The organism is Bacillus sp. PPSBB_11 (assembly GCF_038023285.1).
Classification (GTDB): Bacteria; Bacillota; Bacilli; order Bacillales; family Bacillaceae; genus Bacillus; species Bacillus altitudinis.
Genome location: NZ_CP150633.1, coordinates 3,229,833 through 3,255,657 on the forward strand (window position 1 = coordinate 3,229,833; position 25,825 = coordinate 3,255,657).

Here is a 25,825-nt window from a genome sequence, read left to right on the forward strand (position 1 = left end):
CTTTACGCATCCTTTACAACAAATTTATAGCCAAGCCCTTTGACCGTCACGAGAAATTCTGGTGTAGATGGGGAATTTTCTATTTTTTCCCGAAGTCTTCGTATATGAACCATTACCGTATTATCAGAACCGAAGAAATCCTCTCCCCAAACCGTTTGATAAAGCGTTTCTTTACTGATCACGCGATTCGGATGCTGCAAGAAATAAGTCATTAACATAAGTTCTTTCGGAGTGAGCTCAATCGCCGCTCCGTTTTTCGTCAGTTCGGCTTGCTGCTCGTTTAACTCAAATGGGCCTTTTTTGATCACGGGCTCCGCTTGAGAAGGCTGTACGTATGATGACCGTCTTAGCTGGGCTTTTACCCGGTAGGCGACTTCTTTTGGACTGAACGGTTTTGTAATGTAATCATCGCCGCCAATGGCAAGTCCTACAATTTTGTCTGATTCCTCTCCTTTTGCTGATAAAAAGATAATCGGAACATGCGAGACATCTCTGATTTGTTTGCAAATATCGTAGCCTTCTCCGTCTGGCAGCATAATATCCAGTATGACGAGATCGGGTTGTTCTTGATGAAATAGCGAGAGCCCATCACGGGCAGTTGAAGCTGTTAACACCTGATCAATGCCTTCTCTTGTTAATACGGTATCGATTAATTCCAATATTTCTTTTTCGTCATCTATAATTAATACTTTGCTTTGAACCTTTGGCATGATAATCACTCTCCTGAAGTCATTGTTATTATTATACCCAAAGTGTTGACGTCGTGAAAAATCAACTTTCTATTTACACAGAAAAAAGCCAATTTTCTTTTTGAATGAGAAAATTGGCTTTTCGTGTTTCTCTAGCGTTTGACCACAAATGTTGTCACACTTTGAGCAGGGAGATGAGCCCAAAATTGATTTCCTGATATGTTTAAGTCAGTTCCAGGTTGAAGGTTGCTGCTGCCGCTCGTCACCCATCTAGACGCCTGAGAAACAGAGCCATCTTGCACGACGAAGTGTTGATTGACCCCTGCATTGTTTTTATTAATCGCCACAATGACGACCTGATTGTTTCCTTTATAAGCTGAGACGAAAACATTTGATTCAGGGCTTTTCGTTGCATCAATTCTGACGTACCCTGGACGCACAAACTTGGAGAAATGCGCCATGTTGTATCCACGCTTGCTAATCATTCCATCTTCTTTCATAGGACCGTATGATCTCCGGATGTACCACCACACATACGCCTGAAAGTCCCCTTCCACCATTGATTGGTGAATATGCTCTGATACCCCTAATGCCTCAGGCCAGCGGTCCGCTGAATTGTTATCACTATTCGGATAGTAGACCTCTGTCATCCATAGCTCTTTCCCTGCCCCTTTTTGTTTGAAAAGAGGGTACGGAAGCTGGCTAATTTGGGTTCCGTATAGATGAGCGCCGAGAATGTCCATATTCCTTAGCGCCTGCGGATCGTTTAAGATAGGATCTGAGATATTCTTAAGGTATTGAAACGATTCTGGTGCAATCACACGTGCATTAATGGAGCCGGCATTTTCTCTCATGAATCGCAGGATTTCCTGAGGTGTCCACCATGTCCATTCATGCGCATAATCAGGCTCGTTTTGTACAGAAATGGCATAAAGATTGACTCCGTTGTTTTTCATGTAAGTGACAAAATCATTCAGATGCTGAGCATATGCTGCGTATTGATTGTATTTAAGCCGCTTGGCAGGTGATCCATTCCGGTTAAATGTTTCAACCATACTGCTTGGAGGATTCCAAGGGGAAGCAATGACTAGAGCACCATGCTCGATCGCTCGTTTGGCCGTCGCGACTTCTCTGCTCCAATTGTTTCTGTTTTCGTCTACATAAATTCTAAGAATGGAAAACCCTAACTGATTTTGTCCATTGCCAAAGGCAGTCTCCCTTTGTGGCGCTGTCAAATCACCAATCCAAGCTGGATGGTTCATTCCGCCAAAACCACGAATCACTTGTCTTTCTGCATTAAGGTTAATGTTTGCGTCAGCTGCTGATACTTCAGCTACTCCGGGGCCTATGAACATGACAGATAGCATGGTGAAACACACCAATAAAGCAAGCATTGGTTTTTTTATACATGACATCAAATTTCCCACTCCTCTATCAAACATTTAAGCACCTTTATTCGCTACCTTTGAGTAAACTGCCAAGAATCAAATTGGAATAGATTTCCCCCGCCTGTTCCGGTAAAGACAAAAAATACGTTGTGCACTCCGGATGCGCCGTTAATCGCTGTTTCTATTTCCCGCCAGTTTTGTGTTCCACCGGTGGAAGGGACATTCAGTGTACCAACCAGTCTGCCGTTTGCGCTGCCAAGGCGTACTTCTATTTTCCCGCCTACTGTCGATGCGACATTGGCTTTAAATGTTCTAGCGCCATTTGAACCAAAGTCTACATTCCCTAAAGCCACCCAATCGCCATTTTGAATATTGGTGACATGCTGGTTATTCACTGGTCCTCCTGGTGCTGACGAGGCTTCTGTCAAAATGCGTCCATTCCAAGCGAATGTTTCAGCTTCAACACGTTGATATGGATTCAGATTAGATAGCTGTTTCACCCCTTCATAATTGGCTGCTACTTCTCGAAGGGAGCCATCTGCATTATGCACAAGCTTGTTAATATGTGGAGAGCGATAGCCTTTGCCGCTTCCGTATAATGCAGAGCTAACGGTTTGCGTATGATACACCACATACCACTCATTTTTAAAATTGAACACCGCATGATGGTTGTTACCGCCGCCACCAAAAAAAGCACCCGGATTTTTCAGAAAGTGTCCTTTATACGTGAAGGGTCCCATCGGACTTGAGCTCGTCATATAGCCGATTTCACCAGGTGGTTTATCAGCAGGATGTGAGCCGCCAAAATTGATGCAATAGGAATAGTAATAGGTACCGTTATACTTATGCATCCCTGAATCTTCAAACATAAAAGGAGCATCAATGGTGGATGCGATACTGGCCACACTTGTCATATCAGCACCTAGCTTCAGGACTCTTGCTGTTTTAGGATTTGCCCATTGTCCCTGCGTTGGATTGGAACCGCCTGGAACGCCACCGCCGGCATATAGATAACCAGTACCGTCATCATCTACAAATACGGCCGGATCAAAAAGCCATACAACTCCAGACATGCCAGGTGTACTTGGCGTAACGAGTGGTTTTCCAATCGGATCAGTCCATGGGCCGATCGGGCTGTCTGCTGTAAGGACTCCAATCCCTCCGCCGCTGTTAGCGAAATAAAGGAAAAATTTATCCTTTCCATTGATCTTCTTTACCGCTGCTGATGGGGCCCATGATGCGCCTGCCCATTTGGCAATGCCTCTGCCGCCATTTGCCCCATTTGCTCCAGCTACTGGAATCGCTCCGTGATCGGTCCAGTTGACCATATCCGCCGAAGAGATGACGAATACTCTATTCAGATTTGCAAATGAATTGTCCTTAATCGTTCCGTTGCTTTGATATTCATAGTCATCACTCGACATATAAAGGTACACTCTTCCGTTATAGGTAAGCGCAAACGGGTCTGCTCCTAAGTGATGATCAATGAGCGGGTTTGCATTTCCTACTTGCTTGGCAATAGGAGTGCTTGCCGCATTCGCTTCATATACCGGCAAACAACTCAGTACCAAAGTGAAAATCAATAAACAAACGCTGCACTTCATCCTCGTCCTCATCGTGTCATTTCCTCCTGTTTTCATCTTCCTGATATTGGGGTTTAGGCCCAATTTCAAATTATGTTGATGTTTCGTGATGAAGAATGAATACAAAGAATGATTTCTCCCTGTGAAACCCTGTAAAGAGTGCAATGAAAACCCTTACTTTTTAACTAGAAGACAACAAAAAAATGCAGTCTCCATGATGGAGCTGCATTCTTCCTCAATGTTCATTAAATGTAGGCTACATATACCGAGCGGTCACCATTTTCTTTCTCGTGTAAAACTCTACTCCGTCTGTTCCATTGGCGTGCAAGTCTCCGTAGAAGGAATCTTTCCAGCCGGAAAATGGGAAGAAAGCCATTGGAGCAGGAACACCAATGTTAATGCCTAACATGCCGGCTTCGATGTTTTCACGAAATTCTCTTATGCTTGAAGCGCTGTCTGTGTATAGGCAGGCACCGTTTGCGAATTTTGATTGATTGGACAGGTCGATTGCTTCTGCGAGTGATGAGACACGGACAATGGATAAGACTGGGGCAAAAATCTCGTCCTGCCAGATTTTCATTTGATTTGTGACATGATCAAAGATCGTTGGTCCGACAAAATACCCTTCTCCATTTGTTTCGTTATCTTGTCTGCCATCACGAATCAGGCTTGCGCCTTCTTCAATTCCTGATTGGATATATTGAAGAGTTCGTTCTTTATGCTCCTTCCGAATGACTGGTCCGAGAAAGACATCTTTATTTATTCCGTTTCCGATGACAAGCTGGTTGGATTCATCGACCAATTGTTGAATCAAGTCGTCCGCCACGTCTTCTTCCACTGCGACAACGGCTGCTGCCATGCAGCGTTCACCTGCTGATCCAAAAGCAGCGCCAATGATTTGTTTTGTGGCTGATTCTAAATCAGCATCTTTCAAGACGATGGAGTGATTTTTTGCACCGGCAAGTGCTTGTACACGTTTACCATGTGCTGTCCCTTTTTTATAGACGTATTCTGCGACTGGCTGAGAGCCGACAAACGAAATGGCTTTTACCTTTTCATGTTCAAGTAGACCGTTTACTACATCGTGAGCGCCGTTGACAATGTTGAGCACACCTTTTGGAAGTCCTGCTTCTTCAAATAGTTCTGCTAACCGTGCAGCAAGGATTGGCGTCCGTTCTGAAGGTTTTAAAACAAATGTATTTCCGCAAGCGATGGCAAGCGGGAACATCCAGCATGGGACCATCATCGGAAAGTTAAACGGAGTAATGCCGCCGATGACGCCAATTGGGTAGCGGTACATGCCAGACTCTAGACCAGTCGCAATATCAGGTAGTTGTTTCCCCATCATTAAGGTTGGTGCACCAGCGGCAAATTCCACACATTCAATTCCTCGTTGCACCTCTCCTTTTGCTTCTGTTACACTTTTTCCGTTTTCCAGCGTGACGAGTTCAGCTAACTCATCCCATTTCTCTACGAGTAACTGTTGGTATTTAAATAAAATACGTGCGCGCCGGGGAACAGCTGTTTTAGACCAAGTGGTGAACGCTTCTTGTGCTGCCTGGACTGCATGTTCTACATCCGTTTTTGTAGAAAGCGGTACTTCTGCGATGACTTCGCCAGTAGCTGGATTATAAACAGCTTCCGTTTGGTTCGTTTCGGCGTCCACCCATTGTCCATCAATATAATTTTTCAACGTTTGTACATCTGTTTTGGTCATGTTCCCTCTCTCCTCTTTGTTTGGATTGTGATGCAATCGTGTGTTGATTTATCGTCATTGTCTCATCTAAGGGGTCTTCATCTGTATACACTCTTTGTCAAATGAAACCACAGTTTTGCTTTACGTTCTGATAATACATGTGAAGTCTATACCTTCTAGCTCTTTTGGTTCCGAAGATCTGTCCCCCCTTTTAGGTCGTTTTGTCTGTGTGTCATGATCATGTTAATCAATTGATGATATGTTTTTGGTTAACTGTTGGTTAACTTTAGAAAAATCATAATATTAAAAACGCTTTCAGTCAATGATCAGTTTGTTGATCTAAAAAAGCCTGATGCCAGGTGCATCAGGCTAAGACCGTTTATTTTAGTTATTTAGAAGAAATTGCGTATTGACTCGGCTCTGCATAAGCCGGGAGCATCTCCCCGTGTGCTTCGATTAATTCATTACATAGTTTGATGGTGTCATCAATTGATAATTCAGCACTTGTATGCGGGTCTAATAATGCCGCTTGGTAAATGTGTTCTTTTTTGCCGCTGATTGCAGCTTCAATCGTCATGAGCTGTGAGCTGATATTGGTCCGGTTGAGTCCAGCCAATTGTTCAGGTATCTCTCCGATATAACATGGCATGATACCGCTCCGGTCTGCAACACATGGCACTTCCACACAGGCTTTTTCAGGAAGGTTGTGAATGAGTCCTCCTGTGTTCAGTACATTTCCACCAAATTTAAAGGGAACGTTCGTTTCAATCGCTTCAATGATACGTGAACCATATTCTTTAGAGCGCGTATGCGTGATTTGTGTGTTTCCCACAAGGTCATGTTTCATCGTATTCCAATTGTTGATTTGTTCCTCGCAGCGTCGTGGGTATTCATCGAGCGGAATGTTAAACTGTCCAATCAGTTCTGGATAACGAGATTTGATAAAATACGGATGATATTCTGCATTGTGCTCTGAGGATTCGGTGACATAGTAGCCGAATTTATCCATTAGTTCAAAACGAACCATATCAGGATGCCGCGTTTTTTGTTTTTCTTTTGCTCTTGCTTTGATTTCTGGATACAAGTCTTGACCGTCCCGTTTCACTTCTAATAACCATGCCATGTGGTTAATGCCGGCAATTTTTTCTTCAATGCCTTCATGGTCCATTTCAAGTGATTGAAATAAATCTTTCGTACACACCTGTACGCTATGGCAAAGACCAACCGTTTGAACCCGAGTATAACGCAGCATAGCGCCAGTCAGTGTGGCCATTGGATTCGTGTAATTTAATAATAAGGCGTGTGGACATACTTCTTCCATATCCTTTGCGAAGTCCAGCATCACGGGAATGGTTCGAAGGGAGCGGAAAATACCGCCGATGCCAACCGTATCCGCAATCGTTTGTCTTAATCCATATTTTTTTGGAATCTCAAAATCAATAACAGTGCTTGGCTGATAGCCTCCTACCTGGATGGCATTGATGACATATTTCGCATTCTTTAAGGCTTCTTTCCGGTTGTGATACGACTGAATGGTCACATGTGCACCGTAGTTCTCTTTTAAGTGACGTAGCATCGTTTCTGATTCTTTCAGCCGGTTATGGTCGATATCATATAACGCAAATTCAAAGCCAGCAAGTGCGGGAACGAACAAACAATCTCCTAATATATTTTTAGCAAACACGGTACTTCCTGCACCGATAAATGTAATTTTAGACATAGACGACACTCCTTTTTACATCAAGGTTGGATTACCCTTTAACAGAGCCTTGAGACAGCCCTGCGATAAAGTATTTTTGCAAAAGTAAAAACAACGTGACCATTGGCAGCATCGCAATAAGAGCAGCGGCGCCAACGAGCTGGAGTTGGTGTTGATTTTGGCCAAAGAAATTGGATAAGGCGACTGTAAGTGTATGCATCTCTTTATCTTGCAAGAAGAAGATGGCAAATTGATAGTCGTTCCAAATATACACACAGGCAATGATTAAAACAGAAGCGGTAATCGGCTTCAGCAGCGGAAAAACGACGCTGAAAAAGACTCTGAGTGTTCCCGCGCCATCAATACGAGCGGCTTCTTCAAGCTCCTTTGGAATCGTCGACCGGATAAAACCGGCATATAGAAAAATCGTCAGTGGCAAAAAAGCAGCAACATTGTTTAAAATAGCGATTTGATAAGTATTCATCATGCCAATTTGTACAACCATTTTGTATAAAGGGACAAGGGCTGTGAGCGGCGGTATGACCATAATGGCAATGAATAAGAGATACACCGCTTGATTCAGCTTTGTTCCTCTTCTTGCGAGCGGATAGGCGGCAAGTGATCCAAAGATGATGAGTAGGGCAGCCGAGCTGAACGTAATGATCACTGTATTCAAAAAGGACTGGCCCAGCTGAGCATCTGTCCATGCCATCCGAAAGTTTTCAATATGGAGCGTTGATGGGAACAGCCATTTTGAGCTAAAATCTCCTATCCCCTTTAGAGAGGTCGTGACTAAAATATAAAATGGAATCAGGTGAAGCAATGTAATCGAAAGGGCGAGTAAGGAGTACCATCTTTTCTTTCGTTTATAGGCGTTATCCATCACACCTCGGTCTCCTTTCGTTTGAAATAAATGAGCGCTGCGACACTAACGACAAGGATGATGACAGCCATGAAGACACCTTGCGTCGCTGCATAGCCTGCATCCTGCCGTTTGAAATACAAATCGTACATAAAAGTCGACATCGATTGCGAGGAATCTCCGGGTCCTCCGCCAGTGAGGGCGACAATGACATCAAATAATTTAAGTCCACCGATCACATTGAGCACAACATTGATGGTGATAGATGGCATTAAAAGCGGTAATGTGATTCGCCAAAATTGCTGAAGACCTGAAGCGCCGTCGAGTTGTGCTGCTTCATAATAATCTTTAGGTATGCTTTGGAGTCCTGCTAAATAAATGATCATGGCAATCCCGACGAATTGATACGTATTCACAAACACAATGATCCAAGTGTTTAGCTGCGGATTACCAAGTGCGTTCATTGGATCAAATCCAAAAAAGGTAACAACGTCGTTTAAAGCACCACCTTGATACGCAAAGACAAAATACCAAATATAGCCCATAGCAATTGGGCTGATCATGACGGGTAAATAGATCACCGTTCTTGTGATGGCTCTCATTTTTAAACTTTGATTTAATAAGAGTGCATATCCAAGACCAATCATATTTTGTAAGATGGTGCTCCCGATGCCGTAAAGAAGGGTATTTTTCACAACAAGCCATGTAGTTGGATCTTGCAGCAATCGTTTGTATTGATCAAGTCCGATCCACTCATACTGTTGTGAGAAACCGTTCCAATTTGTAAAAGAAAGCTGAATCCCGTTAAAAAAGGGATAAATGATAAAGGCACTGACAACGAGAACAGCAGGCAGATACATCCACCAAAGTGAAGAATTTTGGCTATTTTTCATCTTCTGTTTGGGAAAAGAGGTAAATGTCGCCGCCTGTTTTTCTTTTGTGATGTCACTCATTGGCTTCACTCCTGTTTCAGCATGAGCCTGCTATTGTTTTTTCAGACGCTTATATTCCTCTTCCATTTTCTTCGATAGTTGTTCCGGTGTGATGGAGCCTGCTAATAATTCTTGACCGGTCGTTGCCATGACAGCCCACATGCCGCTCGGTAGGTATTTCCGATCAAAATAGGGTTCAATCTTAATATCTTCATATTGCTCGTAAAATGTAGAGTAATAGTTTTTGGCTTTGACTTCTTTTAAAGCCGTTTCAGAGGAAGTGCCCTCTGCGATTTTCTTTGCGTTTTCAGGCTTTGCTAAAAAGTCAATGAATTGTTTTGCTTCTTTTAGATGCTTTGAGTCTTTCCATGCCGCAACAGTAAAGCGTTCCCCGCCAATCCAGCTTTGCTCATCTCCTTCATGAATAGATGGTACGGGCATGGTGCCTACTTTGATCGATTGATTGAGTTCAGTCGCCTCAGGTCCTAAAGATCCTCCCACAAAGGTGAAAGCAATTTTGTTTTGTGCCATCAGCTCAGGTGCTTGGGATAGTTTCGCAGTGAGTACATCTTTGTTTAAAAGGTCTTGATCTTTCAGCTCCTTCATAAACTGTGCAAGCGGTGTATAGTGAGACCAATCAAATGATCCATTTTCAAGGTCTTTTCCGTATTGATGTTTTTGATCAGTAATGAGTAAAGGCGTTGCCAGCTCATCAAAGACTTGGGCAATATTTGAATTATCGCCTCCTGGGATCCAGAGCGGCACAACTTCCCCTTTACTTTTTTCTTTGACAGTCTGTAAAGCACTTTTCAGTTCATCCAGTGTTTTAGGAACTTTTATGCCATATTCTTTTAATAGATTGGCATTAAAACTAAGTCCGTCTTTTGCTTGATTCAGCGGATAGGCATAGACTTTGCCATCTTTGTCTTTTAAAATTTGATCGAGTGAAGGATCGAGTTGTTTTACCCAGTCCATCTCCTTTAGATCAGCCACGTATTCGCTATATCGCAGTTTGGCCCAGCCGTGTGTATCAAATAGGTCTGGCATGTCGTTTGCGCCCATTTTGACACGTATCATATCTTCATAGCTGTTGCCAGGGAAGTTGGCATCAATTCGGATGTTTTGATGTTCTTTTTCAAAGTCACGGATCACTTCTTCAAATGCCTTTCTCTCCCCGCTGTTGCTCATTGTGGAGAATAGAGTCAAGGTCACTTTTCCGTTTGCTTCAGACGCACCGTTATTGCCACAAGCAGACAAGATCATCGACAAAACTAGAGCTGCACACAGCATCAGAATTTTTTTACTCATCGTTTCCTCCTTTTGATCACTGAAAATTCAGACGATTATCGGTAGAATTCATGCAGTTGCGGAAACAAAAGAAGTCCATTATACTGGAATTCTATTCTTTTCAAAGAGATAAGAGAGCAATTGGGTGAACTGCGTTGTTTTCAGCATGATCTGGCCATCATGCTCAGCAGATCCCTTCCTGCTTTTTTGTCTCTTTTTTGTTTGCTGAAATGCTCGTTCACCCCCTTTCATGGATTGGGCATGTGCTGCCTCTTTGCATGAGCTTTGTTGGCACGACGACTTTTAGGGGAAGCTTTCTTCCTTCTATCCGCTCAAGCAAAAGCTTTAGACCTACTTCCCCCATTTGTTCTGTATATACTTTAACCGTTGTGAGCGGCGGGCTTGAAAAGGAAGCGGCTTCGATATCATTAAATCCCACGATTGAGACATCTTGAGGTACACGAAGACCGGCTTCATGTAGCGCACGCATAGCGCCTATTGCCATAGAATCACTTCCGATAAAAAAGGCTTCTGGAAGCTTTCCTTTTTGAATGGCTTTTTGCATAAGTGAGTAGCCTTCTTGCATCGAATATTCGCCTATGTGGATGTCATTCATATGAAGAGTTCCCGCTTCTTGCATTCTTTTGATAAACGTTGTTTGTCTTTCGTCCTCAATCACAGCATTTCCTTCGAAATAATGCTCCCTCTCTTTCCCGCCAATATAGCCTAGATGTGTATAGCCGAGAGATTGCAGATGACGAATGGCACGATCTGCCGCTCTGACAAAATCCACATGTACACAATCATACAAATCTTCATCCGCATAATGATTGATAAACACAATATGTTCCATTCGGTTTGTCATCTTTTCAACCGTATCAGGGCTGATTCGTCCAATGACGATCAAACCGTCAATATCCTTTAGTATCGCCCCTTTATCCATGTTTCTTAGGCGAAAAGTATGGAGAGTGGACAGACCTCGTTTGGCATATTCTTTTTCAATTCCTTTTCGAATCGATGAAAAAAAAGGATCATTTAATTCTTCGTCAATGGATTGGGCGACAACGACACCGATGACTGGGGATGCGGGTGGGCTTTTTACTTCTGCTTGATCGGCTTTTCTTGCTCTGACTGGGGTATAGTTTAATTTCTTGGCTATGTCGAGGATGTTTTGTCTTGTTGCGTGTGAAACGGCAAGCGTTTGGTCGCCATTTAACACACGGGATACAGTAGAGACAGATACTTTTGCATCATGAGCAATATCTTTGAGTGTAGTCATAGGCAAACTCCTCATCATTTTTGACTAAATGTTTACTAAAGATATTTGAAGAATAACACATAAATAAAGCGCTTTCAATTATAAATTTGTGCTTTTTTAAAGTTTTTGAGTATGTTTTGATAAGGAGATAGTTTGTTTAGTAAAATTGCGTAAAAAAGAGGATGGCTTCATCCTCCTTTTTACTAAGGTGATTTCATTGTAGCTGTTTCTTTTGCGAACAATTGCTTCATTATTTCCCATGCTTTATCTAATTCTTCGTGAAGTCCAAATAAACCTGAGGTGCCGATGATGTAAATTTCATTTCCTGCCTCAGCAAGCAATCGGAACGTGCTTTCATTACAAGAGCCGTCTACCTCAATTGAAAATGAGTATCCCCCCTTCTCTTTGATTTCTTTCACCGCTTTCATTTTCGGAAGCATTTCTTTGATAAAAGGCTGACCAGCAAACCCTGGATCAATTGTCATGATTGTCACCCGGTCTATTAAATGAATAAAAGCATCTAATGCTGCAACTGGTGTGGCGGGATTGAGAACAAAGCCGACCTCACACTTTCTTTCGTGGATATGCCGAATGATTCGAAAAACGTCTCTTTGCACCACTTCTGGATGTAAACAAATCATCGTTGCGCCTGCATCAATACATGCATCAATTAAAAATTCCTGAGGCTGTTCGGCCATTAGATGAACATCAATCGGAACGTCTGTCAGTTTCCGAAGTTGTTCAATGAAAAAGGGTGATAAGGTCATATTTTTTACATAGTGACCATCCATGACGTCGACATGATAACGGTCTGCCCTTGTGTTCAGCAGCTGAATTTGTTCACGGAAGTGCGTTAAATCCATGCACATCAGTGAAGGTGAGAAAATGGCTGTCATCCTGAAATGCCTCCTTTTTAAAGATGAAATAAAAATTTGATCAATCCAATCAAGATTCCAATGATACCGAAGTCTGTATCGCCAAATGTTGTCCCTTCAAAGCCAAGAGTGCCTAACACAGGAAGTAAACAAGCTGGTAAAAATGAAAGGAGTATTCCATTCACAAAGGAACCGGCGACTGCACCTCTCACTCCCCCTGTTGCATTGCCATATACGCCCGCTGTCGCACCGCAGAAAAAGTGCGGCACAAGTCCAGGAACAATGACAGTTAAACCAAACAAAGGAAGAAGGAAAATAGACACGATGCCTCCAGCAAAACTGCATAAAAAACCGATGATCACCGCATTTGGAGCAAATGGGAAAACAGTTGGTGCATCAAGTGCCGGCTTTGCCCCTTTGACGAAACGATCGGCAATCCCTTTGAAAGCAGGCACAATTTCCCCGATTGCCATCCGTACACCTGCTAAAATAATGTACACCCCAGCAGCAAAGGTAATGGCCTGAATGAGAATGAAGACAGCAAAGTTCGTACCACCACTAATGTTTTCTATATATGAAATTCCCGCAAACGGTGCAATCGCAAAGAAAAGCAAAGCCATCGTAATGGAGATGGCCACCGATGTATCTCTTAGAAAACCGAGTGATTTAGGCACTTGAATGGTTTCCGTTGATTTCTCTGGGCGCCCGACCCATTTGCCGATCATTCCCGCTGTAAAATAGCCGAACGTACTGAAATGACCGAGCGCCAGATCATCACTTCCAGTGACTTTCCTTGTAAACGGCTGAAGGATTGCGGGAGCAATGACCATCGCTGCACCTAATACGATTGAACCAGTGATGATCAGCAGCGTTCCTTGCATGCCGGCTGTTGACAGAACGACTGCAAGCATAGCCGCCATATATAGCGTATGATGACCAGTTAAAAAGACGTATTTAAAGGGTGTGAATTTTGCCAAAAGCAAATTGACCACCATACCAAAAATCATAATGAGCGCTGTCTGTGTACCGAATTCCTTTTGGGCAATGGCTGCCATGGCATCTGTATTTGGGACAACCCCTTGAATGTGAAAGGCTGCTTCAAACATCTTCCTGAAAACCCCAAGTGAATCAGATACGACTGTGGCGCCCGCTCCTAATATTAAAAAACCCATTGTTGTTTTTAAGGTGCCTGATACAGTATCGGCAGCTGACTTTTTCTGCAAAAGTAAACCAGCCAGTGCAAACAAACCGATGAGAATTGCGGGTGTGCCCAATATATCGTTCATGATCAGTTCTATCATGATGTGAATCCCCCTTTTTCCGTCGATTATATGTGTTTACGAAGGACGTCTTTAATGGCTTCCTGGTCTAACAAGTTATTTAATCCAGCGACCTTTCTTGTGCCGTCATCCAGCTGATCGATAATGTCTGTTGCGCCGATATAGAGGTCTGCTTGTTCATTTTTGCTTGTACTGAGATCGGTGTGATCCACTTCCGCTAAAAGTCCTAATTCTTCTAATGCTTTTTTGACATTCATTTCAACAATAAAGCTGCTTCCTAAACCGTTTCCGCATACAACTAGAATTTTTTTCATTCTCTTTTTCCTCCTTTATACTTGTGAAAATCGATTGATTAATTGTTGAATGGCTGCTAATTCCTCTGCTTCAATCAATTGTCTCACCCGTTTTTCTTCACTTAACAGCATCGTCAGCTGTTTGAGTGCTTTCAGGTGGGTCATACTGTCAATGGCAGCTAATACAATGATGAGCCGAACTTGCTTTTTTCCATCCTTTGAAAAGGAAACGGGCTGATGACATGACATAAGTGACATGCTTAATTTGTTCACGCCATCTTCTGGTCTGGCATGCGGAATCGCCACTTGTGGCGCAATCACAATATAAGGGCCATTTTGATGAACAGACTGGATCATCGCTTTCACATAACTTTCCTGAATCGCTTGTTGATCAAGCAAAGGCTGCGCTGCTTTTGTAATGGCCTCCTGCCATGTGTCTGCTGTTTGCTGGAGCTGAATGGTTTCTTCTGTTAATAAATCGTTTAACACTGGTTTCCACCCTTTCTGGTGTGATACATATGTCGGATGAAGCAGCTCCTTCAGGTCATGAAGCAATGCTTTTTCATTTTGAACGATGGTATGCTGCTGAATGATATTGAATAAAGCATTCACATGGTGCTCATCAAGCTTAGGTTCTGAGCCTTCTCCATATTGAAGCAATGTTTTTTTCTCATAAGCAGTGAGAATCGGGTGCACGAGATGAACAGGTTTTCCTTTAAACGATATAGGTGTCGTTGACACAACAAAGTCGGCATCAATGGATGTTAATTCTTCATATGAACGTTTTGATAACAGTCCGCGTATGTCGATGTAGCCGATTAATTCAAGAAGCTGCGTTTTCAGCATGTGACTGGTGCCAATTCCTTCTCCGCAGACAATGTAAACAGAACGTTTCGCAATCGATGAAATCCCTTCTCTTCTCATCCAGCCGCCAAAATGCATCGCCACATAGGCAATTTCATGATCGCTCATCTTTGAACAGGTCGCCTTCTCTAAATGGCAAGCAACCTTTTGCGTGATGTCAAACACCTCTGGCTGTGCATGTTTAATGGAATCTGTTAATTCATTGATGATATCAATGTGATAGATGAGCCTATAATAGGCCGGAATTAAATGCATGGTTAAGTTTTGTTCCAAGACTTCTACTTCCTGGAAGGAAATACACGCATAACGCTGAAAGTCAATGATCATTTGCCTCGCAATGGTTCGAATGAGATGTTCTTCTGGTTTTTGACTTGTTGGAAGTTTTTGTTTTTTGGCACTGAGCCATAGCGTACTAAGAAAATAGATTTCATCATCATGAACCAAAAGACTGGTTTCTTTTTGTATTTGCGCCATGAAACGAATAGCAGCCAAGCATTCATCTGTTTCCTGCAATGTCCGTTTTTCTTCTGTTGAAATGTGTACAGCACGTCCTAGCTTCATCCGTTTGAAGCAGAAAAAGAGATCCATAGACAGCTGATCCAGCATGTCATCTGCAAACTCAAGCTTCAGATCTTGTTCGGACTGTTGAAGGAGAGCATGTATTCTCTTATATGAGATAGGACCCTTTAACCAAACCGATGGAAACGTTTTTTCATTTTTTATCATGGTGCGAATGAAATGAATATAAGGTTTCAGCGCCAACCGAATTGTTCTTTCTTCTCCTGAAATTAAATAGCCACTGGCCGCCTGATAATGAAGTGTAAGCTGCTGTTTTGAAAGTGCTTCTTTTAGTTGTTTCATATCTTCAAGCAGTGTATTGCGGCTTACCTTCGTCATCTCCATAAAATCATCAATTTTTAGATGCTTCTCACTGCATGCAATGGATAGGAGCAAGATGGCACGTCTTTCTTTTACACATGGTTCATAGTCATGACCGACAAGAACGGTGTCAGCTTTTTCGATAATGACTTCTTTCTCGTGTGGATGTAAATAGTAGCCTCGTTGATCTTTTCGCTGGACGCCACTAAGCTGATGGGTTTCCAGCCAACTATTCATTCGTTTGATTTCAGCGTAGACCGTTCGAGTAGAGACATTCAGTCGATTCTGTAAATCTTCAATTGATAGATAAGTGGTCGTGTGAAGCAGCATCGATAATAAAGTCGTGCCCCTTTTGGTTAAGTGCAGTTGGAATCCCTCCCCTCTTCCCTTTGGTTATAAGTCTAATCAACTCGCATGCGTCAAAGAAGTCCAAATGTTTTCAGTAAATGTTGTGCAGGTTTTTGGGTGTTCTTTGTTATAAGAAAAAGCACACTCGTTTGAGTGTGCTTTGAGACTTGTATACAAAGAGCTCTTTGTCTTCTTTTACGTGTTTGAGGACGAATAAACGCAAAAAACCTAGAATGGTATAAAGCCAGTCAAGGTTTTTTCACTTCTTATTCATTTTTTATTTTTCCTATATGTGACGCTTAAACTTATTTTTTGTTTAAACTAAATCCGAAATCCAAATCGTTTTCAAATGAAATACAAATACTCCAATCACCTTCTAATGATATAAAGTAGTGGTGCTGTGGGATATCTAAAAAATAGACTAGTAACTCTTCTAGATGTTTTAATTCAAACTGGTACCCAAACTCTGTAAGGTTATCCCCTATGTAAATTACTTGTAAGTTATTATCTAAATATTTTTCTTTTAATTCAGTTATAAAGAGAAGAGCATCAGAAAGTAACGATTCATGATTTGAGCTCTTACTATAATGTTTATTGGTTTGTAACCAATCTATTTTTGAACCAGCAAAATCAAATTTTTGTTCTATTAAGTCTAAATAAATTTTTGGATTTTTATGTACTTTGACATATTTAAGAAGGTCTTTTAATTCCAAATCCTTTATTAGATCTTCATCATAAGAATTCAATAAAATTACCCCCCTTTGTGTTTTTTAAAGTCTTTCTTGTCAAAATCCATAGGAATCGCTGTTTTGTCATTTTGTTGCAAACAATTCAGTGTACAATGCCATTGTAGCTTGCTGATCCGTCTCTGACAAAGCATATTCATCTTTTTTTGACCGAGTTATATTGAATTTTCTGCCATACCAAAACTTCATTCTTCTGTGTTCAATCCCAATAATAAATATAGTGCTGAGTTGAAGAATCGCTTGTCATGCCCATTTTTTCATACAATTGTTGTGCTTTTATATTAGAAGTCGCTGTTTCTAAACAGATAAATCTGGCTCCTTTATCGTTTGCAAATGAAAATGCTTTTTTCATCAATTGCTTACCTACCCCCTTTTGACGAAAATCGTTTATAACAAACAAATCATTTAAAATGAACGCATCTTTCATCGCAACAGATGAAAATGTGGGATACAGTTGTACAAATCCTACATATTGTTCACCTTGCTTTGCAACAAACAAAATAGACTCTTGTTTACGGTATCGTTCCACTAGAAAATGATAAGCACCTTCTATATTAGAAGTCTGTTTATAAAATTGGCGATATTGATCAAATAGAACCGAAACTTGTTTTAAATCATTTTCATGAGCTCTTACTATATCCACTCTTCTATCCCCTTTTCATATCAATTAGTAGTATAATAATTGATATTCTGACATGTAAAAATGTACAGATTTATACTTTATTAAATGTCAGAAGGGAGGAATGAAGAAATGAAACATTATATTTTCCCTTTCAGTGCCAATCAACCAAAATATAAACAAATTTATGAGCAATTTAAAAAATTAATCGAGGAGGGAAAGTTAAAAACAGGAGAAAATCTTCCTTCCATTCGTTCACTAGCCAATGACCTAGGTGTTAGTCGCCACACTACACTACAAGCATATGATCAATTATTAGCTGAAGGATATATTCAAGCCAATGAGCGTAAAAGCTATAGTGTCAATGAATTTGAACCGATATTTCTTCAAACCTCTATTCCAGAAGTACCTAGAAATGAACCAATACAATTGATCGATTTCATTGATTTCAAAGCAAGTACTGTTGATGAGGAACAATTCCCTTTAAAAGTCTGGCGGCAAATTTCCAACAAAGTGCTGCAGCAATCCATTAGCTTTCAATACGGAGATCCTTTTGGAGAACCGGGGTTTAAACAAGAACTGGCTGATTATTTATTTCAAGCCAGAGGTATGATCATTAACCCCAAAAATATGATCGTTGGAAGTAATACACAGCAACTACTGTTGTATTTGGGATTTCTATTAAAAGAACGTTTTTCTAGTATGATTGTTGAAAACCCTGGTTATAGCGGTGTACGTGAGGTCTGTCATTTACATGGATTTGAGATTGAAAGTATTCCTGCATCAAAACAAGGTGTATTATTGGACTCACTCGTAAATAAAAGCGGGAAATTATTGTACATAACACCTTCACATCAATATCCTACTGGTACTGCACTATCGATTCAACAAAGAATTGAATTGATTCAATGGGTACGATCAAATAACGGTTTCTTATTAGAGGACGATTACGATGGAGAATTTCGATATGGACAAAAACCATTTCCTGCTTTAGCCTCTTTAGATGCTGCACATGTCATTTATTTTGGTACGTTTTCAAAAGCATTTCTACCAGCTATACGATTAGCATATATGGTGTTACCTGATTCATTAATCAATATCTATATGAGCAAATTTGAACATTTCGAACATAATGCTTCGTTATTGCACCAACTGACCATGACTGAATTTATGAAAAGTGGTGAATGGACAAAACATATTAAGCGTATGCGCAATACTTATAAAAGGAAAATGAATTTATTGGTACAACAAGTTCAACATTTATTTGGAAAACAAATTGAGATCATTGGTGACAATGCAGGGTTATATATCATGTTACGTATACACACTCCCTATTCCGAAAAAGAATTAATTGAAAAAGCTCTTCAACAGCATGTTAAAGTGTATCCAACAAGTCATTTATTTATCGAAAATCCACCTGTACAACCGCACATACTGCTCGGTTTCGCAAACCTTTCTCTTGAACAAATCGAAAGAGGTATTTGTTTATTAAAAGAAGCATGGGAATAAGATTGGTGGTTCATTGGAGGTTTTTTTGTAACTTAGATGGATAAACTCATCTAACGCTTCCTCTGGCGAATCAATATCTTGATGAAATGTCCCACCTAAAAAATCTTCTAACTTCTTTAAATAACTGGACCTATCATTCATTGAATCACCTCTGCAATGTATTATATCTTTTCTACTATTGAAAAAAGTTAAATAAATAAAAGGGTATAACATATTTTATATGACGAATATGTTATACCCTTTCTTTTTAAACTAACGCACCTGTTAGCATAACAAAAAAATGATTATTTTATTTTTTTTAGCATTTTAAAATTAGCCAACTTAACCCCCTTTTTTTCCACAGTTTGTGAACAAACAATTTTGTAACCTAGATGTTCAAAAAATGGCTTAGCTGTAATACTTGCTTCGGTATCAATTTCTAAAAGCTTTAGTTTCTTTGCCTCAGATTCGAGCATATCAACTAAAGCTGTGGCTATACCTTGTCCTTGATAATCTTTATGAACGAATAGTCTATCTAAGTACCCGGTATGCGTTAAATCGCTAAAACCAACAACTTTACCATTCACTTTAGCAACAAATGTTATATTTTGACTCAATGATTCCTTCCAAGAATTCATTTTAGATTCTTTTTCATCTCTTGGTGCCCAAGCATCCAATTGTACTTGGGAATAATCTTTTGAATTTACGGAATGAACTGTTTCATAAAACAATGAAATAATCTCTTTTGTATCAGTTTCCTTAAACTTTATAATCTCCACTTTCTGTTATACCTCCCCTTTTTAGGATAAGCATCCTAATATACTTATCATTATTTCAGCAACTTCTTCTTGCGCTATACTGCTCCGTTAGTTGAAGGAGGGTGAACGTTGTTCTCTCTTATAAATTTTTATAGACATCTGCATATGCTACTTTCAGTTGCTCTCTTAATTGCCTATTTTCCTCTTCCAACTTTTTGTTTTTTTAGAGATGCAATGAGAGCATCTTTGTTGTTTTCGTTCATTTCTCGCTTTACTTATTTCGGTGTAGTTAACGCATCAGTGTGCTTTCTTACGATTTAGACTTAAGCAATTGCAGCTCTTGATCCATGATTTCAGCTGCTTCTGAAATAAATTGAATGATTAAATCCAATTCTTCTGGCTTGTATTCATTTGTGAGTTTTTTGGTGGATGCCGATAAAGATTGAAAGAGTTCCTTCACTTGTGATTTCCCAGCCGTTAATGGAACAATGATGACTCTTCGCTTGTCTTTTGGGTCCTTCTCCCTTTTGACGTAGCCTGCTTTTTCTAACCGGTCAATGAGAGCGGTTACCGCACCTGAGCTAAGACCGGTTTTTTCACTTAATTCACCTGCTGTGAGTGGTCCAAGTTCGTTTAACAAATCTGCTGATTTGAGATCTGTTGGGAAAAGGCCGAGCGATTGAGCGGCTGCTTGGTGAAATAGGACTGTTCGTGTAGCAAGGCGTCTCATCGTATGAATGATCTGGTCCGCTCGATCTTCTGCCTCGTTCTTTGTTGACAACTTGTTCTCCTCCCTTTAAAATCAATTTATCTTGATCATCAAGATAAATGTTCTCTTACTTTATAATTAACTTGATCATAGCAAAAAAGTGAAGAGAACGTAAGCAGGAGGTAAATGAAATGAATAACGTGGATCATAAAGGCAAGGCATCCACTCGCTTTGTTGTCATCGGTTTGCTGTTAGGGATTTTTATGGCAGCGATGGACAACACCATTGTCGCAACAGCAATGGGAAGCATCGTCGCCGATTTGGGCAGTTTTGATAAATTTGCTTGGGTGACTGCTTCTTATATGGTGGCAGTGATGGCCGGTATGCCGATTTATGGAAAGCTTTCAGATATGTATGGTCGAAAGCGTTTTTTTCTGTTTGGACTTATTTTCTTTTTAATTGGATCTGCGCTGTGCGGCATCGCACAAACGATGGATCAGCTTATTATTTACCGTGCGATTCAAGGACTTGGAGGCGGTGCTCTTCTTCCGATCGCTTTCACGATTATCTTTGATATCTTCCCGCCAGAAAAGCGCGGGAAAATGTCCGGTATGTTTGGTGCAGTTTTTGGTCTATCCAGTGTATTAGGACCGCTGTTAGGAGCAATTATTACGGATTCGATCGGCTGGCATTGGGTGTTTTATATTAACGTACCAATTGGTATCGTCAGTGTGTTCTTGATCGCCAAATTTTATCAAGAATCGCTCGAGCATCGTAAGCAGAAAATTGACTGGTCAGGTGCCATTACACTTGTCGTTGCGGTTGTCAGTTTAATGTTCGCCCTTGAGCTTGGCGGTAAATCGTATGCATGGGATTCTGTTCAAATCTTGACACTATTTGCTGTGTTTGTTGTCTTCGGCACCATCTTCTTCATTGTTGAACGGAAGGCAGAAGAACCGATTATTTCATTTTGGATGTTTAAAAATCGTCTGTTTGCGACATCTCAAATTTTGGCGTTTTTATATGGCGGGACGTTTATTATTCTAGCTGTCTTTATTCCTATCTTCGTCCAGGCAGTGTACGGTGAATCTGCAACAAGTGCTGGGTTTATTTTAACACCGATGATGATTGGGTCCGTGATTGGCAGTATGATTGGTGGAACGATGCAGACGAAAGTACCTTTTAGACGATTAATGACCATCTCTGTGATTTCATTTTTTGCTGGGATGCTGCTGCTTGCCAATATGTCGCCTGATACAGCAAGATTGTGGCTTACGCTCTTTATGATGATTTCAGGTTTTGGTGTTGGATTTAGCTTCTCCCTTCTGCCATCTGCTTCAATGAATGATCTCTCTCCGCGCTACCGCGGCAGTGCTAATTCTACCAATTCGTTCATGAGATCACTTGGGATGACTTTAGGCGTGACGATTTTTGGAACGATTCAAACCAATGTCCTGACAAATCGTTTAGCAGATGCTTTTAGCGGAATGAAAGGAGCTTCTTCTCAAGTTGGTGATCCACAAGCCATTTTCCAAGAGGGGGCACGCTCACAAATTCCGCCTGATATTTTAAATAAAGTGATTGATGCGATGTCACAAAGTATTACGTATGTATTTATGATTGCTTTATTCCCGATTGCACTTGCGGCGATTACGGTCGTATTTATGGGAAATGCACGAGTACGTACATCAAATGAAATGAAAGAAAGCGAATAATGTGAAAAAAGCAGAGCGATGCGGCTCTGCTTTTTTTCATCTTATTGATATAAAAGTTGGGCTTTTCCTTCACTGCCAACGATCTTTATTTTAGATGTGACCATGTCTTTGGCTGCTTGTTTTGCTTTTTGTAAATACATACGCGGATCTAAGCTTTCAGGTTCGTTTGAGAAATGATCACGAATCGCTTCAGAGTATGCATTTTTCAGTTCAGTGGACACATTGACCTTTGCCATACCGAGTGCAACACATCTTTTGACATCCTCATCTGGTACAGCTGAACCACCATGAAGGACAAGCGGCACATCGACAAGAGCTGCAATTTGTTCAATGCGCTCAAAGTCGATATCCGGCACCCCTTTATAGATGCCGTGGGCCGTGCCGATCGCAGGTGCTAAAGTAGGTACACCAGTTTCTTCTACAAATTGACGGCATTCTGATGGAATGGCTTTTTCAGCATCTTTTTCATCCACGACAATATCATCTTCTACCCCGCCTACCTTGCCTAACTCGGCTTCTACATTCACACCTACTTTTAAGGCAAGGTCAACCACTTCTTTTGTGCGGCGTACATTTTCTTCATATGAATGCATGGAAGCATCGATCATCACGGATGTATATCCTGCTCGTATACAAGTAAGAATCACATCAAAATCAGTGCAATGATCGAGATGAAGGCCGATTGGTATTTGGTATTGATCAGCTGCCGCCTTTACTGTATCTGCAATGGCTTTTGCGCCAAGCGATTGGACCGTGCCAACCGTTGTTTGCAAAATGACAGGTGATTTTAATTCAGCTGCCGTTTCAAGTACCCAGTAAATACTATCAAAGGAATGTACATTGAATGCGACAATTCCGTATTTTTCTTTTTTTGCTGCTTCAAGCATAGGTGTTGTGGAAAGTAAAGGCATGGTCAAACATCCTCTCTCGTCAAAATATCTGTTTTTAATACAGCGAGCATTTCTTCATTTGTTCTTGTTTCGAGCAGTTTTTGCCGTTTCATTTCATCCATTAATCCGCGTGAAAGAGCAGAAAGTGCTTGTAAGTGAGTGGTTCCTGCTTCACTTTTTGGAATGAGCAAGGATAAGAAGAAAAAGCAAGGCTTCCCATCAAAAGCGTCCCATTCGATTCCGGTTTCTGTACGGACGATGACGAGTGCCGGTTTTGTGATGGCGTCTGACTGTGTATGCGGAATGGCAAATCCATCTTGAAAGCCGGTTGTACTCAGAGCTTCTCTTTCAGCTAGTCCTTTTTTGACTGCCTCAGGAGATGTAGAAATACCTGCTTCAGCGGCAATGTCAGCTATGGCTGCGAAAACGCCAGCCTGTGAAGAAGCTGTTTCATGTAGATTCATATAAATATGTTCCATCATTTCTCTTCCTCCCTATTAAACTGCGGGTTTGTCTATTTTCTTGCGGTAAAGTCCGTATAGAATCGCACCTACAAGTGAGCCGATGAGTATGGAAAGCACCCACTGAAATGCGCCTGTGACGACTGGAAGGACAAGGAATCCACCATGCGGAGCAGGAACCTGTACGCCAAAGAGATACGTCAATATAGCAGAGATGGCGGAACCAAACATGATAATTGGCAGGACAACGACTGGGTTTTTTGCTGCAAATGGAATGGCTCCTTCGGTAATATGAGTCGCTCCGAGAATATAGTTGATCATCCCAGCATTTCGTTCTTGTGGTGTAAAATGTTTTCGGAAAATCGTTGTGGCAATCGCAATGATAAGCGGTGGTGTGATACATGCTGCTGACACCCCTGCCATGAAGTAAAGGTTACCTTCTGCGAGTAAAGCCGTTCCTGTGACATAGGCTGCTTTGTTAAAAGGTCCTCCCATATCAAATCCACACATGGCTCCAACAATTAAACCTAAAAGCAATGGATTTGTGGATTGAACTGATGAGAGAAAATCCATTAATGAATGATTTAGCCCTGTGATTGGAACTAATAGCGGGGTCATGACAGCCCCAATTAAGAAAATACCGATAACAGGATAGATGAAAATTGATTTTAATCCGTCAAGTGATGCTGGTAATTTTTGAAGCAGGAATTGAAGAAGTACGATGATATACCCTGCTGCAAAACCTGCGATAATACCACCTAAGAATCCAGCGCCTCCATCGTTTGCAAGCAAGCCACCGATAAATCCGACAACCATCCCTGGGCGTTTCGCGATTGAATCAGCGATAAATGCTGCTAAAATAGGCACCATTAAGCTAAAGCCGAGTCCGCCAATGTTTTTCAAGTAGGCAGCAAACGGATGATACGTTTCATGCTGAGGATCAGCTGAGTAAATACCGAATAGAAAAGATAAAGCAATTAAGACCCCGCCCCCAACAACAAATGGAAGCATGTGTGATACACCGTTCATTAAATGCTTATAGATGGTGTGTATCCACTTATTCGCTGACTTTTGTTGAGCTAATGAAGGCGCAGATGGTTTTTCTGTTCCAGAAGCTCTTCCTTTCACTTGATGAACGGGGGCTTCTCCATTGATAATGCCTTGAATCAGTTCATTTGGTGTGCGGATACCCTTTGCTACAGGTACTTCAATGAGTGGTTTGCCGTGAAAACGATCTGTATTCACATCTTTGTCAGCAGCGACAATGACACCATCGGCCTCCAAAATGTCTTGATCCGTTAAAGCGTTTTCAATTCCTACTTGACCATGCGTTTCAACTTTGATGTCGACCCCTAATTGCTCAGCTGCGATTTTTAATGCCTCAGCTGCCATAAATGTGTGCGCAATGCCTGTTGGACAGCCAGTGGCAGCGACAATTTTCTTGCGGCTCATGTGAACTCCCCCTTATATGTTCTGAATGTGTATTTGCTCAATTAATGAATCAATGTCATGTAAATCACTTAACCCTTTTGAAAAGGCGGTAGATGCCCCTGTTGCAATGCCGTAGCGTAAGCATTCTTCATGTGGTTGTCCTTCCAGCTGTTTACTTAGGAATGCAGCGAGCATGGCATCACCAGAACAAGCCGTGTTTACGACCGTTCCTATTGGTGCATTTCCTTTTAATACGGCTTCATTTGTAAGGAATAGTGCACCTTCTCCTCCTCGGGAAATGAGTACTTGCTCTGCACCCATCTCGATCAGCTTTCGTCCTGATTCAACGAGTTCTGTTTCTGATAAACGGTGGGTTTTTCCAAAAAATGCGGCAATCTCTTCTTCATTTGGTTTTAGTAAATATGGTTTGTACTGAAGAGTCTCTAAAACCGCTTTAGAGCTTGTGTCTAAAATAAATTTCACGTTGTTTTGATGACAAATAGCGGCTATCTCTGAGAAAATGCTAGCAGGAACGCCTTTAGGCAGACTGCCTGACATAATGAAGATGCTGCCTTTTGGAATGGTCGAGATTTTTTCGCGAAAGGCATCAAGCGCTTTTGCCTCAATAGCGGGTCCTTGATTCACAAGCTTGTATTCTTCCGTTGTGTTAATAAATACATTAATGCGTGTAATCCCATCCACTGGGATAAAATCGGTTTGAATGGAAAGATCTTTTAACGATTGTTCAATATATGAACCTGAAAACCCAGCAATAAATCCTAATGCAGTGCTGGTGAAGCCATATTTCTTTAGCATAATGGAGACATTAACACCTTTTCCATTCGGCTGATAATCTTCATCTTCCGTACGGTTGACTGTATCTGCCCGCATTTCTTTTAATGCAATATATAGGTCAATAGCAGGATTTAAGGTGCAGGTATAAATCAATTGGTTTCACCTTCTTTCTTTTCTCTAAAGAAAGTATCTCATACGATTCAGTGAAAATGTTTTCAGATTGTGTAAAGGTTTTCACGGTAAAAAGCCTCCCATCATAAAGTGTGGAAGGCTTTTTGAG

23 protein-coding genes and 1 pseudogene are annotated in these 25,825 nt (G+C 41.2%); 2 read left to right on the top strand and 22 right to left on the bottom strand.

Annotated elements, in window-relative coordinates:
- Nucleotides 1–2: 2 nt before the first annotated feature.
- The 15 genes from V7L95_RS15790 to V7L95_RS15860 form a co-directional block, all read right to left on the bottom strand.
- Nucleotides 3–710 carry a response regulator transcription factor gene (locus V7L95_RS15790; RefSeq protein ID WP_113747415.1) on the bottom strand — a complete coding sequence of 236 codons (708 nt, stop codon included), beginning with the start codon at nucleotides 708–710 and terminating at the stop codon, nucleotides 3–5.
- Nucleotides 711–841: 131 nt separating this feature from the next.
- Nucleotides 842–2,107: a glucuronoxylanase gene (locus V7L95_RS15795; protein ID WP_340967210.1), complete on the bottom strand. Its 1,266-nt coding sequence runs from the start codon at nucleotides 2,105–2,107 to the stop codon at nucleotides 842–844.
- A gap of 41 nt (nucleotides 2,108–2,148) precedes the next feature.
- Nucleotides 2,149–3,693 (bottom strand): glycoside hydrolase family 43 protein, encoded by a 1,545-nt coding sequence (locus tag V7L95_RS15800; protein ID WP_340967212.1) that lies wholly within the window; start codon nucleotides 3,691–3,693, stop codon nucleotides 2,149–2,151.
- Nucleotides 3,694–3,916: 223 nt separating this feature from the next.
- Complete coding sequence (locus V7L95_RS15805) at nucleotides 3,917–5,377, bottom strand: CoA-acylating methylmalonate-semialdehyde dehydrogenase (RefSeq protein WP_165378884.1); 1,461 nt, start codon at nucleotides 5,375–5,377, stop codon at nucleotides 3,917–3,919.
- 367 nt (nucleotides 5,378–5,744) lie between these two features.
- Entirely contained in the window at nucleotides 5,745–7,076 is a 1,332-nt protein-coding gene (locus V7L95_RS15810; protein ID WP_017359551.1) for an alpha-glucosidase/alpha-galactosidase, read from the bottom strand.
- Nucleotides 7,077–7,107: 31 nt separating this feature from the next.
- Nucleotides 7,108–7,938 carry a carbohydrate ABC transporter permease gene (locus tag V7L95_RS15815; protein WP_340967218.1) on the bottom strand — a complete coding sequence of 277 codons (831 nt, stop codon included), beginning with the start codon at nucleotides 7,936–7,938 and terminating at the stop codon, nucleotides 7,108–7,110.
- Entirely contained in the window at nucleotides 7,938–8,870 is a 933-nt protein-coding gene (locus tag V7L95_RS15820; protein ID WP_025207432.1) for a sugar ABC transporter permease, read from the bottom strand. The genes V7L95_RS15815 and V7L95_RS15820 overlap by 1 nt, the downstream gene beginning before the upstream one ends.
- Before the next feature lie 30 nt (nucleotides 8,871–8,900).
- Complete coding sequence (locus V7L95_RS15825; RefSeq protein WP_144740997.1) at nucleotides 8,901–10,157, bottom strand: ABC transporter substrate-binding protein; 1,257 nt, start codon at nucleotides 10,155–10,157, stop codon at nucleotides 8,901–8,903.
- A 217-nt stretch (nucleotides 10,158–10,374) separates the two neighbouring features.
- The gene (locus V7L95_RS15830) at nucleotides 10,375–11,415 is read right to left on the bottom strand and encodes a LacI family DNA-binding transcriptional regulator (RefSeq protein WP_008343725.1); all 1,041 of its coding nucleotides are present in this window, start codon (nucleotides 11,413–11,415) and stop codon (nucleotides 10,375–10,377) included.
- A 182-nt stretch (nucleotides 11,416–11,597) separates the two neighbouring features.
- Nucleotides 11,598–12,290 carry a D-allulose 6-phosphate 3-epimerase gene (gene alsE, locus V7L95_RS15835; protein WP_024719055.1) on the bottom strand — a complete coding sequence of 231 codons (693 nt, stop codon included), beginning with the start codon at nucleotides 12,288–12,290 and terminating at the stop codon, nucleotides 11,598–11,600.
- Nucleotides 12,291–12,307: 17 nt separating this feature from the next.
- Nucleotides 12,308–13,570 carry a PTS ascorbate transporter subunit IIC gene (locus tag V7L95_RS15840; RefSeq protein ID WP_144741000.1) on the bottom strand — a complete coding sequence of 421 codons (1,263 nt, stop codon included), beginning with the start codon at nucleotides 13,568–13,570 and terminating at the stop codon, nucleotides 12,308–12,310.
- 26 nt (nucleotides 13,571–13,596) lie between these two features.
- On the bottom strand, nucleotides 13,597–13,863 hold the full coding sequence (locus V7L95_RS15845; protein WP_017359544.1) for a PTS sugar transporter subunit IIB: 267 nt from the start codon (nucleotides 13,861–13,863) through the stop codon (nucleotides 13,597–13,599).
- 15 nt (nucleotides 13,864–13,878) lie between these two features.
- Nucleotides 13,879–15,951, bottom strand: a complete 2,073-nt coding sequence (locus tag V7L95_RS15850; RefSeq protein ID WP_340969068.1) for a BglG family transcription antiterminator — start codon at nucleotides 15,949–15,951, stop codon at nucleotides 13,879–13,881.
- A gap of 287 nt (nucleotides 15,952–16,238) precedes the next feature.
- Nucleotides 16,239–16,679, bottom strand: coding sequence for a hypothetical protein (locus V7L95_RS15855; protein ID WP_008343720.1), 441 nt, complete (start codon nucleotides 16,677–16,679; stop codon nucleotides 16,239–16,241).
- A 199-nt stretch (nucleotides 16,680–16,878) separates the two neighbouring features.
- Nucleotides 16,879–17,322: a GNAT family N-acetyltransferase gene (locus V7L95_RS15860; RefSeq protein WP_008343718.1), complete on the bottom strand. Its 444-nt coding sequence runs from the start codon at nucleotides 17,320–17,322 to the stop codon at nucleotides 16,879–16,881.
- 108 nt (nucleotides 17,323–17,430) lie between these two features.
- Between V7L95_RS15860 and V7L95_RS15865 the strand changes: the two genes are divergently transcribed.
- Nucleotides 17,431–18,807, top strand: coding sequence for a PLP-dependent aminotransferase family protein (locus tag V7L95_RS15865; RefSeq protein ID WP_056703187.1), 1,377 nt, complete (start codon nucleotides 17,431–17,433; stop codon nucleotides 18,805–18,807).
- 284 nt (nucleotides 18,808–19,091) lie between these two features.
- Here the strand turns inward: V7L95_RS15865 and V7L95_RS15870 are convergent, their stop codons facing one another.
- From V7L95_RS15870 to V7L95_RS15880, 3 genes and pseudogenes are all read right to left on the bottom strand, one after another.
- Nucleotides 19,092–19,565 (bottom strand): GNAT family N-acetyltransferase, encoded by a 474-nt coding sequence (locus V7L95_RS15870; protein WP_017359536.1) that lies wholly within the window; start codon nucleotides 19,563–19,565, stop codon nucleotides 19,092–19,094.
- A 118-nt stretch (nucleotides 19,566–19,683) separates the two neighbouring features.
- A pseudogene (locus V7L95_RS15875) lies at nucleotides 19,684–19,831 on the bottom strand (transposase); the annotation flags it as partial.
- 23 nt (nucleotides 19,832–19,854) lie between these two features.
- The gene (locus V7L95_RS15880) at nucleotides 19,855–20,274 is read right to left on the bottom strand and encodes a MarR family transcriptional regulator (protein ID WP_050805674.1); all 420 of its coding nucleotides are present in this window, start codon (nucleotides 20,272–20,274) and stop codon (nucleotides 19,855–19,857) included.
- 170 nt (nucleotides 20,275–20,444) lie between these two features.
- On the opposite strand from V7L95_RS15880, the gene V7L95_RS15885 reads away from it, so the two are divergent.
- Nucleotides 20,445–21,968 carry an MDR family MFS transporter gene (locus V7L95_RS15885; RefSeq protein WP_017359534.1) on the top strand — a complete coding sequence of 508 codons (1,524 nt, stop codon included), beginning with the start codon at nucleotides 20,445–20,447 and terminating at the stop codon, nucleotides 21,966–21,968.
- Nucleotides 21,969–22,009: 41 nt separating this feature from the next.
- Here the strand turns inward: V7L95_RS15885 and V7L95_RS15890 are convergent, their stop codons facing one another.
- Genes V7L95_RS15890 through pfkB form a run of 4 tightly spaced genes read right to left on the bottom strand, consistent with a single transcriptional unit; the run spans nucleotide 22,010 to nucleotide 25,698 of the window.
- Nucleotides 22,010–22,879: a class II fructose-bisphosphate aldolase gene (locus V7L95_RS15890; RefSeq protein WP_073414085.1), complete on the bottom strand. Its 870-nt coding sequence runs from the start codon at nucleotides 22,877–22,879 to the stop codon at nucleotides 22,010–22,012.
- 2 nt (nucleotides 22,880–22,881) lie between these two features.
- Nucleotides 22,882–23,340, bottom strand: coding sequence for a fructose PTS transporter subunit IIA (locus V7L95_RS15895; protein ID WP_025207448.1), 459 nt, complete (start codon nucleotides 23,338–23,340; stop codon nucleotides 22,882–22,884).
- A 15-nt stretch (nucleotides 23,341–23,355) separates the two neighbouring features.
- Nucleotides 23,356–24,771, bottom strand: coding sequence for a PTS fructose transporter subunit IIBC (locus tag V7L95_RS15900; protein ID WP_035704496.1), 1,416 nt, complete (start codon nucleotides 24,769–24,771; stop codon nucleotides 23,356–23,358).
- A gap of 12 nt (nucleotides 24,772–24,783) precedes the next feature.
- Nucleotides 24,784–25,698, bottom strand: coding sequence for a 1-phosphofructokinase (pfkB, locus tag V7L95_RS15905; protein ID WP_025207450.1), 915 nt, complete (start codon nucleotides 25,696–25,698; stop codon nucleotides 24,784–24,786).
- Between the last annotated feature and the right edge of the window lie 127 nt (nucleotides 25,699–25,825).